At 32.9% G+C, this 14,680-nt stretch carries 10 protein-coding genes; 1 reads left to right on the top strand and 9 read right to left on the bottom strand.

What is annotated here, in order from left to right; all coding sequences use genetic code 11:
* The first annotated feature begins 165 nt into the window (after positions 1 to 165).
* Entirely contained in the window at positions 166 to 1,113 is a 948-nt protein-coding gene (locus BKM63_RS17960; protein ID WP_071637935.1) for a hypothetical protein, read from the top strand.
* A gap of 178 nt (positions 1,114 to 1,291) precedes the next feature.
* Here BKM63_RS17960 and BKM63_RS17955 read toward each other — a convergent pair whose 3' ends face one another.
* The 9 genes from BKM63_RS17955 to BKM63_RS17910 form a co-directional block, all read right to left on the bottom strand.
* Positions 1,292 to 2,257, bottom strand: coding sequence for a YeiH family protein (locus tag BKM63_RS17955; protein ID WP_071637934.1), 966 nt, complete (start codon positions 2,255 to 2,257; stop codon positions 1,292 to 1,294).
* A gap of 71 nt (positions 2,258 to 2,328) precedes the next feature.
* Complete coding sequence (locus BKM63_RS17950; protein ID WP_071637933.1) at positions 2,329 to 3,225, bottom strand: LysR family transcriptional regulator; 897 nt, start codon at positions 3,223 to 3,225, stop codon at positions 2,329 to 2,331.
* 11 nt (positions 3,226 to 3,236) lie between these two features.
* The gene (locus BKM63_RS17945) at positions 3,237 to 3,740 is read right to left on the bottom strand and encodes a tetratricopeptide repeat protein (protein ID WP_071637932.1); all 504 of its coding nucleotides are present in this window, start codon (positions 3,738 to 3,740) and stop codon (positions 3,237 to 3,239) included.
* 29 nt (positions 3,741 to 3,769) lie between these two features.
* Positions 3,770 to 5,797: a hypothetical protein gene (locus tag BKM63_RS17940; protein WP_071637931.1), complete on the bottom strand. Its 2,028-nt coding sequence runs from the start codon at positions 5,795 to 5,797 to the stop codon at positions 3,770 to 3,772.
* Between the two features lie 78 nt (positions 5,798 to 5,875).
* Positions 5,876 to 6,622 carry a 3-oxoacyl-[acyl-carrier-protein] reductase gene (gene fabG, locus BKM63_RS17935; RefSeq protein WP_071637930.1) on the bottom strand — a complete coding sequence of 249 codons (747 nt, stop codon included), beginning with the start codon at positions 6,620 to 6,622 and terminating at the stop codon, positions 5,876 to 5,878.
* A gap of 502 nt (positions 6,623 to 7,124) precedes the next feature.
* Positions 7,125 to 8,468, bottom strand: a complete 1,344-nt coding sequence (locus tag BKM63_RS17925) for a DUF4302 domain-containing protein (RefSeq protein ID WP_071637928.1) — start codon at positions 8,466 to 8,468, stop codon at positions 7,125 to 7,127.
* A 29-nt stretch (positions 8,469 to 8,497) separates the two neighbouring features.
* Positions 8,498 to 9,355, bottom strand: coding sequence for a zinc-binding metallopeptidase (locus BKM63_RS17920; RefSeq protein ID WP_071637927.1), 858 nt, complete (start codon positions 9,353 to 9,355; stop codon positions 8,498 to 8,500).
* A gap of 20 nt (positions 9,356 to 9,375) precedes the next feature.
* Positions 9,376 to 10,863: a RagB/SusD family nutrient uptake outer membrane protein gene (locus BKM63_RS17915; RefSeq protein ID WP_071637926.1), complete on the bottom strand. Its 1,488-nt coding sequence runs from the start codon at positions 10,861 to 10,863 to the stop codon at positions 9,376 to 9,378.
* Positions 10,864 to 10,877: 14 nt separating this feature from the next.
* Positions 10,878 to 14,594, bottom strand: coding sequence for a SusC/RagA family TonB-linked outer membrane protein (locus tag BKM63_RS17910; RefSeq protein ID WP_071637925.1), 3,717 nt, complete (start codon positions 14,592 to 14,594; stop codon positions 10,878 to 10,880).
* Positions 14,595 to 14,680 lie beyond the last annotated feature (86 nt).

Genomic DNA, 14,680 nt, shown 5'->3' with positions numbered 1-14,680 from the left:
ATTGTGAACCATTTAAAATCAAATTATTTTACTATTACTGTTAAAAACATACAGTAATAACAATCCGATATCAAAACGCTTTTTCTCAAAAACTTACACATTATATGTACAAATAGTTTAAGAAAAAGAATGTAAATTTGGCTTAAATACCATATTGCTTTCAAAATGAACCTTACCAAATCTTTACTATTTTCATTTCTTTTTATAACCGTCTGCAATGCACAAGATATAGTGCTGAAAAATGTAAGCGATACTATATTAAACCCAAAAAGAACGCTGAAAACAGCTGATCCCCTCGATGCTGTAAAAACAATGCAGCAATTGTTTCCAGGCAAACTTTACAACCTTTCAGATCATAATACTTTTATAAGCTGGAATTGTAAATCGTGTAAACCTGCAGCTTTTACAGATGTAAATGGTGTCGAAGGCGATCAGTTATTCCCTTATGAACAAGGCGTCGCTACGAGACTTCTGGCTAATATTGATTATGTTGATTCTAAAGGAAATCAGTTTAAAATACTGGCATTTAATCATTCTGTTCATGATGAAGATGGTTTGCAAACCGGTCGTTTTTCCGGCGGATTACTCGGTATAACTAAATTTGCTAAAAATGGTACTACTTGGGAAATGAGGTCTTTTCAACCTGCCGTAACTGCTTTTGGCGCATTTGCACAATGTCCTAAACCTAAACTTTTACAAATTGGAGAGGATCAATTTGCTTTTACTTTATTGCATGTAAATGGCGGTGCTGGCGGTGCTTATGAAGGTTACTTATATCTCGTTGCTGGTTTTGATGGTAAATATCAGCCAGTAATGGAAGTTCCTGCTTATCAGCTGACCAATTCTGCGAGTTTAAAATGGTCTGGTTCTTATACCGTCGTTGATGATGGAACGAAAAAACATTTTAGAGATATTGTTATTAAAACCAAAGGATCTTTTGATAAAGCAGCAAAAGCTGAAGATGATTTTGAAGTAAGTCCTCCAGAAGAAATTGCTGCAATGGCCAAAACTAAAAAATCATTTAATTTTGAAATTGAAAGACGCTTTTCATTTAAAGGTAAATTCTATAAAATGATTGACAAACCCATTGTAAGGTTTTCAAACATAAAATAAACTGTTTTAACCCGTTGGGTGCAATTATCTTAAACACATAGAAACATAGATTTAGTACTCTCAAAAAGACATTTCACTTATTAAAACAAATATAGGTCAGCTATGTGTTATAAACTTGTTTCTTTTTATACTCTCTGTATTAAATGATTATCTTATTATTATAAACCAACGAGTTATTTTAATTAAAGTAAAGTATTGAAACCAAACCTAAAGCGGCAATAAATACCCAAAGAAAGATTCCTTGCAATAACGGCTTTACTCCCACTGATTTTAAAGTGTTTACGTTTAATGTTGCTCCAATTAGGAATAAAGTTATGGTTAACCCAATTTTGGCAATATTTACGATATAAGGTGCTGCAATAGATACTTTTGGAACATAGGAATTCAAGAGCATTGCCAAGATAAATAAACCAATGAAATAAGGAATTTTTACTTTTTTAGACTCACTTTTAAAAACTAAAGCTGTAATAAGAGAAATTGGAATAATCCATAATGCTCTGGCTAATTTTACCGTTGTGGCAACCTGCAAAGCTTCGGCGCCGTATTTATTTGCTGCACCAACTACAGAACTTGTGTCGTGAATAGCAATAGCGCACCATAATCCGAAATCTTTTTGTGATAAATCAAGCTGATGGCCAATAAAAGGAAAAGCAAATAAAGCAATTGAGTTTAGGATAAAGATGACACCCAATGCAATCGAAGTCTGATTTTCGTTAGATTTTATTATGGGAGAAATGGCTGCAATAGCGCTTCCACCGCAGATAGCTGTTCCGCATGAGATTAAATGTGATGTTTTTCTCTCGGTGTTAAACCATTTTCCTAAAAGAAGTCCAAAAATAAGTGTGCTGAAAATAGATAAAATGGTTAGCAAAAATCCTTCTTTTCCTGCTGAAACTGCACTTGATGCATTCATTCCGAAACCTAAACCAACAACCGAAAACTGCAATAAAATGGTTATGGCTTTATGATTGAACGTTACAAATGGATTTCCAAAAACATTCACCATTATAACACCAAGTAATAAAGCAACCGGAGGTGAAATAACCGATAACAAACAGAGAAAGATTATGCCAATAAAAATGACTTGCTGTAAGTATTGATTAATTTCAAATAGCTGCGACGATGATTGGTGTTTTGTTTTCAAAATATTCTAATAATTTATACTGCAAAGTTCTGCCGTTTAAATTGAAATTACCAATCGTAAAATACAATCGACTATAACTTCAAGTTATAGTAAAAAGATAAATTTTGAATAAACAATTCTGATAACGGATCTGATTTTCCTACTAAGGTAATCATATAAAAATATCTTTCAACAGATAAAGCCTCTACATCTAACACAATTAATTCATTGTTTTTCAATTCTTTACTTACAGCATGAATGGACATAAAAGCAAAACAATCTGAATTTAGTAAATACGATTTTATACTTTCTGTACTTCCTAACTGCATTTCTATTTGTAAATCAGAAAACTTTAATCCCGCTTTTTTAAGAGCAAATTCTATAACTTCAAGTGTTCCTGAACCCCGCTCGCGAGTTATGAATTTCATTGATTTTAAGTCGTTTACCGAAATTTCATTTTGTTTTGCAAAAGGGTTTCTGCTGCTGCAGACTAAAACCAGCTCGTCTTTTAAAAACGGAATATATTTTATAGATTGATTTTTGGACTGCCCTTCGACAATTCCAATTTCGATTTCTTTATTGATTAAAGCATTTTCGATTTGTTCTGTGTTTCCGTTTAGCAAATTGACTTTGATATCTTTTTGCTTTTGATGAAAACGGGCTAAAACAGGAGAAATTATATATTGAGAAATGGTAGTGCTCGCTCCCAGCCTCAATAATCCCTGACGTTCACTGATGAAAGAACTCATTTCAAAATCTATTTCACGATAAATTTCGAAAATTTCTTTTGTGTGTTTTAGCAGAATTTCTCCAGCGGGAGTCAGTGCAATTTTAGAACCATTTCGCTCAAAAAGCTTGGTTTTATAGGTTTCTTCGAGTTCCTGAATATGTTTAGAAACCGCAGGCTGTGTAATATACAATTCGGTTGCCGCTTTAGTAAAATTAAGGCGGAGCGCAACGGTGTAAAATACTTTTAGCCTGAAATCCATAGTGTTTAATTTTATTTACAATTGGCCATTATCTTAAGTTTTATATCTTCAGCCTTATATCCTAATTCAAGAGCTTTATTATAATTTTCACAAGCATTTTTCTTATCATTAATTAGGACAAATAAATTTCCCATATTATAAAAAGCAAGAGAATAATTAGGATTTAGTTCAATAGTCTTTTCATAATCAGAAAGTGCATTTTTGTAATCTTTGATTTTCATATATGCAGCACCACGATTATTATGAGCTTCAAAATCGTTTGGATTTAATTCTAAAGATTTTGAGTAATCCAAAATGACATTTCGTTCTTTACCACCTATTTTTTGCTGAGAATAGGCTCTACTAAAGTAAGCTTCATTATCATTAGGATTTTCATCTATTGCTTTTGAAAAATAATAAATTGATTTTTCGTAGTTCTCACTTTTAGCCTCATAAACACCTAAATTATAATAATCATCTCCTTGACAACCAAACATTAATAAAGAAAACAAAGCCCATTTTAAAACATTTTTCATTTCAATTTAAAATATTTTTCAGTTAACCTTTAAAGCAACCCATTATATTTCCTAACAAACCATTCTGTTGTCAATAATACAGCGATTAAAATCAATAACCAAACCCAGTCTATAATTGGGGTTTTGGTTGCGACATTTTTCTCGATCGATTTGTATTCTTTGTTTTCTAAAAGTGTATTGATCAAATCATCTGCTTGATTTTCGAAGAAAGCTTTTCCGTTGGTTTGTAAGGCCAATTGTTTCAATTTTAAAACATCAGGGTTTACAAATTGCTTTTCGATATCGAAATCTAAAATTTCAAAATGACTTGAATAAGAGGTGTTCGAATTTAATTCTTTTACTGTAAAATTATACTTTCCGGCTGTCAGACCTTCTAAGTTTACAGAAAAGGAATTATTTCCTTTTAATAAATCGTAGTTTTTAGCCTGTTTGGTTTCGACATTAGTAACGGTAATGGTTAGTCTTGCTTTTTCGTCAAACTCGTAGTTTTTATTGAAGTATTGTGCATTGATGACAATTTCTTCTCCCGAATTATAAAAACTTTCGTGTGTTACGACCAACGATTTTTTTGAAGCAGATGTTGATAAAAACTGAATGATTTTATCAATAAAAACATCATATTTTTCAAATGACTGATTGTCGATATGACTTTGCAAACGCCATTTCCAGCTGTTTTCTCCTAAAAGAAAAGCAGTTCGTTTTCCTTGATTTTCGGCGAAAGCCAATAAAGGAGCATTTGTAGAGACATTTCTAATTTTTGACGAAAGCAAAACCGATACATTTCCGTTTGCAGTAATTGTTCCGAATAGATTTTGCAACGGCGGGAAATTTTCAAAACCAATATTGTCTATTGCAAACAAATTAAACTGGGATTGAAATTCAGACAAATAATCTTCGACTTGTCCGCTCATTTTAAAGTTCAAATTGCTCTGCTGCTGGTTTAAAAAATTAAAATCGGTGCTGTTTCCGGTAATGATAAAAGTGTTTCTTCCTGCTGCTTTATTGTTTTCAAAAATTGATTTGAAAGCTGTATTTGGCTGGTATAAAACCAAAACCGAAGCTTCTTGTAACTGACTAATATCATTTGGTTTAACTAAAATCACTTTACGCTGCGCATTAACTTCTATTGCACGTTTTAAAGCGGCGATATCCGGATGATTTATAGAAGAAACAATGGCGATAGTCGATTTTTGGTCGATTATCTCTACGGCAAAATTCTTGATATTATTGTAACTGTTTTTTTCTTTTGCACCTGAAGTAATAGATGCTTTAAAAATTTGTAATCCTACTTTATCTGCCGGCAAAAGCAAATTTAAAGTGGCTGTTTTTTTAGATGGCGAAAAAGAAACTTTCTCTTTTGCCACAACCGAATTTCCCTGTGAAATTGTAAAATCAGCAGTTATGGGTTTATCTCCTGCGTACTGCAGAAAAACTTCAACAGGAAATTTATTTTTGTGAAAAGCGTATTTATTTACGTTTAACTGATTTATTTTTAAATCAAGAAAAGTGGTTGTATCTCCCACAACCAAAGGATAAACTTTATTGACAGGATCAAAGCGATATACATAATCGTTTCCTGTAGTCTGATTTCCGTCGGTAATAATAACGGTCGGGAAAGTCAGGTTTTTATTGATGCTTTTTAGGTTTTTAGCAACTTCGTCTAAATTAGTTTGTTTTCCTTTAAAATCAAATTTATCTGAAGTTTTAAAATCGGCATCAAACTGATAAGACTGAATTTCAAACTTTTCTTTTAGCGCCGGGTTTGAAATTAGTTTTTGATACAACTCAACAGCTTTCGTATCTGATTTTAAAACAGCAATAGAGCTCGAATTATCGACGGCAATTGCCAAAGGTGTTTTTGTAATTTCCAGCGAACTTTTAGAAATTATCGGATTTATAAGTAAAACCAATAATCCGAAAATGGCCAGAAAACGTAAAAAAGCCAAAAACCAAATCAGATTTGATTTGTTTTTGGCTTTAAAAAAATATTGAAAATACGACAAACCACCCGCTATTACTAAAGAAAGCAATAATAATAAAATCGTGTTTGTAGTCATATATATTTGGTTTATAGTTTTTAGTTTATAGTTTTTGGTTGCAGAACAATAAACAAAAAACCATTAACAATCAACTTATTAAGTAAGCATTCCTCCACAAACATTAAGAACTTGTCCTGTAATGTAAGCACTCATGTCTGAAGCTAAGAAAAGACAAGCATTTGCTACATCTTCTGTTGTTCCGCCGCGTTTCAACGGAATTCCTTCTCTCCATCCTTTTACTACATCTTCAGATAATTTTGCAGTCATTTCGGTTTCGATGAAACCAGGCGCGATTGCGTTGCAACGAATATTACGAGATCCTAATTCTAAAGCTACTGATTTTGTAAAACCAATTGCTCCGGCTTTTGAAGCTGCATAGTTAGTCTGCCCCGCATTTCCGGAAACTCCAACAACAGAACTAATATTGATAATAGAACCTGCACGCTGCTTTAAGAAAGTTTTTTGAATTGCTTTTGTCATATTAAAAACAGATTTCAAGTTTACGTCGATAACCTGATCGAAATCTGCTTCAGACATACGCATAAGCAAATTATCTTTTGTAATTCCGGCATTGTTGATCAAAATATCTACAGTTCCAAAATCAGCTAAAACAGCGTCAACAAAAGTTTGTGCTTCGTTAAAATCGGCTGCATTAGATTGGTATCCTTTAGCTTTAACTCCTAAACTATTTAATTCTGCTTCTAAAGCTTCTGCAGAAGCTGCAGATGAGCTGTATGTAAAAGCTACGTTTGCTCCATGTTTAGCAAAAACTTCAGCAATTCCTTTTCCAATTCCGCGGCTTGCACCGGTAATAATTGCAACTTTTCCTTCTAGTAATTTCATATTGAGGTATTCGTTTTTATTTTTCGAAATACAAATATAGATTATTTGGGCGTTTAATAAAATTTGTAATCTAAAAAATGGTCTGGAATCTTACTTTTTGCAATAAAAAAAAGCAACTCAAAAAGATGAGCTGCTTCCTTCAAAATAAAAATTAAAACTAAAATTATTACAAGTGATTTTGTTTTGCAGCAAAAAACAATACTCCCAGTATTACAGCCGAAATCAATATACTATAAATTGAGGTTTGCAATTGTGCCGTACCATTTAGTTTGTCTTCTCTTCTTTGTATTACAAGGTTTCTAATTATCATTGGGATAACAAGTATAATTGACAAATACAAATAATATCTTGTATAATCAGGATACAGTACTGATATCGCTACATATAATGGGCCCCATAAAAAGATAATGACATTCGGTAGTGTAATGTATTTTTTCATTTTTCTGCTTTTTATTAGTTTAAAAAAAGCAACTCAAAAAATGAGCTGCTTTTTTATTTAATATTACAATTGGTAAGATGTCATTCTAAAACTGCTTGAAGCACTTGTAAGTGTCCAGACAACGTTACTAAAAGTAATTCTAAAACTTTCTTTCTTAATATACAAACCTTTTGGATTTGTTAATTCATTGTCTATATCTTTTAAGAAAGCGTATGCTGCCGGCGCTACTGTCCAGCCTGCGTCTTTCAAGATAATAGTTTTATTTGCAGCATCTTCAACAGTTGTTACCAAATGGCTTATAGCTGCTTTACCTCCATTAAATTGATATTGGATAAAAGTTTGATTAGATGCATTATTAAACACTAATTGTACTCTGGCAATAGACTGCGCCGCAGGTAATGTTGCATTTACTTTACTAATTAAGTATCTAAAATAATCTGAAGTAGATGGAGCCGTATATAAGTTAGCTGCTATATACGCCACAACCATTTGAGGATTTCCTTTTCCGTTTAATAAAATCTTATAGTCATCTGTTACTATTGGCGGTGCATTTGTATATTTAACTGTTGCACTAACTCCATTTGTTCCAGTAGCCACAAAAGTATTATTGGTACTATTATAAACAAAATCTGTAAGCTTTTGACCTTTAACATCTAATGGAATCTTTGAAAAAGCTCCTGTAGGATTAAATGAAAAAGCAAGATCATAACTAACGTTAACACCCGGTTCTATAGAATATCCTGTACCAAAACGAGCATCCGTATTATAATCGAAATCGTAGTTTTTTGTCGTTGTTCCGTCATTAATTTCTAATAATCTAAACAGCGGACTAAACATATCACCCGTAATATTGTTGATCATTGGCGTATTTTTTGGTAAATCTGCCCAGTCTTGCGGTGTTGCTTTTACAAAACGCAGAAAATGCCCATTTCTATTGGTTCTAAAAATAATATCACCATTCTTTTGTCCGTAGTAGTAAAACTGAAAGTCACCCAGATACCCTTTTGCAAGAAGTCCAGCTGTAGGATAATCAGCAGCGTTAGACAAAAGATGAATTCTGTTTTCTGTTGTAAAAACTAAACTCACTGTACTTCCTACCTGAATATCATACTGGCTTTGATAAACCCCTGTATCGCTGTCAAAATCAGATGCCATCTCAACTTTTCCTGCCGGAAGGAATTTAAATAAATGTGTCCATCCACCTAATTGTGTACTATCCGTATAATAAACCGCTTTCCATCCTTCTGCTGATGAAAGCAGTAAATCATTTAATTCTTTTTGACGGCCGCTTAGTCGTTCAGTCGCATTTTGATCAAATTTTGCGTCTACCTCAGGGCTTGAGCATGACCCCAACAGCAAGGCTGCGAAAGAAATCATTAAGCACTTATATATATATTTTGCTTTCATAATATTGATTTTTATAAAAATTTAATTTCTTAATTATTTATTACAGCATCTGTATTTTTCTGAGCTTCATCTCTTAAAGCATAGAAATCTACATTATAAGCATCTTTATAATATTTAACAACAATTGCTTCTTTTGCTTTAATGTTAGCTTTGGCAGTTGCATCTGTAACACCAGCCAATATTGCATCATATTCTGCTTTTGAACTTGTTAAAATTGTAGCAGCAGTTTCGGCAAAATCCTCATAAATATTTAATCTCGCATAACTTGTTATAAACCCTAATGATCTTGAGGTAGCAATTGGTTCATTATACCATGTTGAAGTATATCCTGATGGTGTAAGTTTTGCCCAAGCCTGCTCATCAAAAGGTCTTGTTTGGTTTAAAATATGCACATATTCGTGTTGAATAGTATGAATAAACTGCGTTACACTTGCTCTGCTTTTTTTGTTCAGGTTATCAATTTGAAAAAGAGAAACTCTCTGACCTGCTTCTGCAAGACCTAATGTAACTGTACCGTTTGTATTTAAGTTTACACCTCCAACAAGTACAAATTCTCTTGGAGCCACTTTTTTAACAAAGTTTACTCCTCCAATAGTGGTATAACTATCGATCCAGATTTTCTTAACTACTTCCATTGCCGGCTGTACTTTTGTTACTAAAGGCGGAAATAAATACTTGTTATTGTCTACTAAGTTTTGGTTCCACTCGTAGTATACCGCAATATTATACGGATCTAAGAAATTAGTACCAATCCATTTATCTAAATCTGTTTTTACCGGTACTGAAAAATCTAATTGACTTTCTTTTGGCTGATCCTCCTGAGCGCAAGATGCAAGAAGTAAAACTCCAGCAATTACAACTGTTTTATATGTTTTGAATATTTTCATAATACTTTCTAATTAAAAATTTATCTAGGATTTTTTTCAATACCGTTGTCTGAAGCTCTAAGCGGAATTTGTAACGCTCTTCTTTTGTCGTCTTTCTCTAAAACGTTGCCTCTAGTTATTTTACCGAATTGAAGCGTATTATGCGTTACTACAAGGTTAAAACGCTTAATATCAAACCATCTAGTACCTTCACGAAGAAAATCTTTTCTTCTTGCTTCGGCAATTGCTTTAATATAAGAAGCCTGAACAGGAGTTAAGGTATAGAACGGAGTAAACTCATTAGGAATTACAGGATATTTTGTGGTTACTACTGTTTCATTCAATAAATCTGTTGCAGGATTATATCCAGTAGTTCTGGTTCCTAAAAAGTATCCTAACTCAGTATTCGCTTCTGCCATTCTGTTTTTCATTACTAATGCCTCGATACGGTTTAAGTATAATTCGTCATTACTAAATAATACAGTCGCTGTATAAGGAATACCTGTACCAGATGTTAAGTTCGTATATTTAAAATACTCATAAAGCTTAGGAGTAAATACATTTGTACCTCCAAAATACTGACCATTAGCTCTAATTAAATTGGCTTTACCCCACATGTTTGTCTGGGTTCCTAATAATTCATCTGATTTATTTCCAGGAAGACTGAATCTGTACGTTGCAACTCTGTTAGCAATTGAATTTGGATAACTGATCAATAAATTAGTTTCTTGTTCTGCCCTTGAATATTCAATAGCCATTGAAGCAAAAGCTACCGCATTAAAAGCAGTCCAGTTTCTAATTTTTGTTGGTTTAGAACCAAGCGATTCGCTAAATTCAAGTACTTTATCCCAATCTCCTTTTATTAAGTAAAAACGGGCTGCAAAAGCTTTAGATGCATCAATGTTGAAATGAAATTTAGGCTCTTTATACTCATTTGTAACATATTTCAAACCTTCATTGATATCCTGCTCAATAAAATCAAATACTTCCTTAACCGTATTACGTTTGTATTTCGCTAATAATTCTGTTTCTGGTTTTGTTACATACGGCACACCTAAATCTGTAGCTGCCGTGGCAGGATTATATCGGTTTGCCCATAACTGAACCAGCATAAAATGATTGTAAGCTCTTGCTATTAATGCTTCTCCTTTTTGCGGATTTAAACTTGCAGGGCTACCTAATTTTTCAATAGCTTCCAAAGCCTGGTTTGCCGCTGCGATCGCTTCGTATGATGCTGTCCAGAATGCATTTTCACTATCATTACCAATCTGGGAATGCATTTCCCAGTTAAAGCTTTCCTCATTAATGATACTTGTTACAACTTGTGACTCAGTATCAAAAACGTTATCCGACATTACCTCTGCAATTGGCAAATAAGATCTGTTTGGATAAGCCGTAACTAGTAATTCTGATACTTTTTCAGGCGTATCTATTTGTGTTCTGTTATCTGGTATTTCTGAAAGAAAATCATCACAGCTGCTAAGTCCAATCATTAATAATAATGAGAGTGTTATTTTTATATTTTTCATAATCAATTTTATTGTTAAAATGAAAGATTTATTGCAAATGTATATTGTGCCGTAATAGGGAAAGCTACCCCTCCTGTGTTACGGAATTCAGGATCTTGTCCGTTTAATTTTTTATCAGAATAAATCAACCATGGGTTAACTGCTGATCCTTTTAAATTGAAAGTCCCTAATCCTAATTTTTTCTTGAAATCATTTGGAAATTCCCATGCAAGAGAGATGTTTTTCAATCTTACAAAATCACCGCTGGCAATTCTAACATCAGAAAAATTATAAGTATTATATGCAATTTGTAAATCGTTTGTACCATAATTTCTATTCATTAGTCTATCTGCAATAACCGGAACATTTGTATAGTTTTCGTCACCAGGATTTATCCATCTGTTTGCAAAATCTTTTGTGAAAACAGTTTGATCAGTATAAGTATTGCTGTATACTGGGTTTAATCTTACTTTATTTCCTCCTGATCCTACGATAAATACATATAACGTCACGTTTTTGTAAGTAAATGTATTAGCAAGACCAATTGATTTATTTGGCTCAACAGATCCTTCGTATTTCAAATACTTTGTAACATCATTAGTATCCTGAAAATTAGCATCTGTAATATTACTTTCAGCACCATCTTGTAATTTGAAAGTTGGTAATCCTTCATTATTTAACCCTGTAAATTGGTAAGAGTATAATGAGTTTCTAGGATGTCCTACTGTATTACCACCATTTGTAGCAATTAAATCAAATACAGCTGGTTTGTTAGCTAATTTTGTAATTTTTTGATCATAAACAGAAAAATTCAATGTAGTAGACCATTTAAAATCTTGAGAAGCAATGTTTTGAGTAGTAATACCTACCTCAAGACCTTTTGTTTCCATATCTGCATTGTTTCCTTGTTTAACCTCTTGTCCTCCTACTCCTGATGTAATTACATAATCGATCAAATCAAATGCTTTACGTCTGTAAATATCTGTAGTAAGCTGCACTCTGTTTCTAAACATTCCTAAGTCTAAACCAATATTTGTTTCATATTGTTTTTCCCAAGTCAAATCTTTGTTTTGTAAGTCTTCAATACGAATAGCGTTTTCTCTGTCTCCAGTATTGAAACGATCCGTGATATAACTTTTGTAAATAGCCAATGAGTTTGTAGCTGGTCCGGCTGTAGCTGTTAAACCATAAGAAGCTCTAAGTGCCAAAGTATTTACAGACTCTACATCTTTCATGAAACTTTCTTCTTTTACATTCCATTTACCACTCACAGTGTAAGTAGGCAACCATCTAGAAGAACCGCTGTCACCTTGTCTGTTAGATCCATCGTAACGTCCTGTAACAGAAGCAGTATATCGACGATCGTATGTATATCCTACTTTTCCAAAGAAACCAACTGTACGCTCTCTTTCTGCTCCAAAATCGTAGTAAGAGTTTCCGTCATTGATTAATTTTTCAATTAATTTAGGGTCAGTAAATGCACTAAGTCCTTTTCCAAATTGAATACCAGCAGCAGTAAAGTTGTCGTTATTTCTATCTACAGATCTAAACTCTGTTCCAAAGAATCCTTCAACTTCATGTTTATCATTAAATGTATTTCTATAAGTAATACTATTTCTGATATTGTAAGATGTCATATCGTTAGTGTATTTTCTTAAGAAACCACCATTTGGCAATACAGAAATTTTTGGTGCTGTTAAATCATTTGGATTTTGATATAAAAACACGTTGTCTTTTTGAATTTGAGTATTTAAATTTTCTCCTACCCCAGCATTATAAGCTGCAACAACATTTGAATCTTCGTAAATTTTGTGCTCTCTTGATGTATTAGCATAACGTGCAGAACCTGTAAAATTATACGTTAAGTTTTTGTTGATTTTATAATCTAAATCACCTTGAAAACGAACATCTTGTACTTTAATTCCAAGTGTATTGTTTTTCAATTCGTTAAGAATGTTCATTGGAGCCCAGTTATTTTGGTAATACTCTAAATTACCTTTCTCATCATAAGGTCTAAGCGTTCTGCTTGTACTTAATACATAGTTGAATGGGTTGATATCAAAATCTCTGGTAATTTTTCCAAATACAACATCATTTTTACTTTCGTAAGTACCAGGAGCTTCCTGATCACGAATAGATCCTAAAGTAGATAAAGTAACTGTTAATCTGTCGTTGATAAAGAATGTTCCTTTAATGTTTGATGATAATTGTTTTACATTATCTGCCAAAGTCCATCCCGGATCTGTATAATATCCTAAAGAAGCATAGAATGTATTGTTTTTTCCACCACCAGAAAAACTTAATGAGTGATTTTGAGTGATAGATGGTCTGAATAAAACCTTGAACCAGTCTGTATTTCCTAACTCATATTTTTTCAAAAATTCATTAACATAAGGCTGCTCATTTTTAACACCATATAAACCATTTGACTCTTGAAAAAGGTTGATTTGTTTCGCTAAAATACCATAAACACCGCTAAATCTGGCTGTTAATGATGAACTTTGATCTAAGTATCCTTTTGTTCTCATTTCCTGAAAAACACTCATAGATTCCTGAGAATTTAAAATATCATATTGAGTGTAGCTTGGAACTGTTCTTACTGTATTCTCTACAGAATAATTAATTTTTAATGGAGAATCTCTGCGTCCTTGTTTAGTTGTAACAACCACAACCCCATTTAATGATCTTGAACCATAGATAGAAGTAGCAGATGCATCTTTAAGAATCTCAATACTTTGAATATCATTAGCATTTAAACCTGCTACTGCAGAACTTAATAATGTTGCTGAGTTTCCAGAAGCTAAATCTGCAAATGAAACATTGATGATATCTTCCTGAACGATACCGTCAATAACCCATAATGGTTTTGTGTCTCCAAAAATTGAAGAAGATCCACGCACTGTAATTTTAGGAGTAGCACCAAAAGACCCTGTAACGTTTTGTACTGTTACCCCTGCCGCTTTACCTTCAATCATACGGCTTACGTCAACTACACCATCAACTTTTAACTCTGCGCCAGAAATTTTACTGATCGCACCTGTAAATGTTCTTTTTGATGTTTTTTCGTAACCTGTAGTAACAACAACTTCTTTTAAGTTTTGTCCTAATTCGCTTAAAACAATTGTTGGAGTAACATTAGAGATTCCAATTTCTTTCGTTTCCATACCTACGTAAGAAATTACAAGTCTATCTGAGTTTGCAGGCATTTCGATAGAGAAATTTCCATCAAAATCTGTCAATACTGCAACCTTTGTTCCTTTTGCCATAATTGTCGCACCAGGAAGCGGGCTTCCGGTTTGATCTGTTACTTTACCTTTAATGATTGGTCCGGCAGTTAATACTTCAAAAAGAGTATCATGATTATCTACGCTTGCAAAAGGATCTCCCGCTGCAGTTTTTTGTAAAATAATTTGATTGCTTACTTCTGAAAATGTAATATTAAACGGTACCAAAATTCGGCTTAAAATACTAGAAAGCGTTTCCTGATTCGCTTCTATACTTACTTTACGACTTAGTTGAGGAAGCCTTGAATTATAAGAAAATTTTACATGAGCCGACTTTTCAATTTTAGACAAAGCACTATCCAGAGTCAAGTTTTCAACTAGAATAGTAACCTTTGTATCTAATTTTTTTTGCCCATTTACATTATTTGCCACAGCGAAGCTTGAAAACACAAGTGCTAAGACAAACTGAAATAGTGTTATTTTCATGATTCTATGGAGTAATCGTTGTTTAACAACTGGTTTTTTCATAATTTTGAATTGTTTTGATTAATACTGATTCGAGTGTATTTTAAGAAACGTATGAATAACTTTTTACAGAAAGTGATTCAATTTTA

Origin of the sequence: Flavobacterium johnsoniae (assembly GCF_001879205.1) — a bacterium.
Taxonomy (GTDB): domain Bacteria; phylum Bacteroidota; class Bacteroidia; order Flavobacteriales; family Flavobacteriaceae; genus Flavobacterium; species Flavobacterium johnsoniae_A.
Note: the sequence above shows the minus strand (reverse complement) of the source record. Positions and strands in the feature narration are given on the sequence as shown.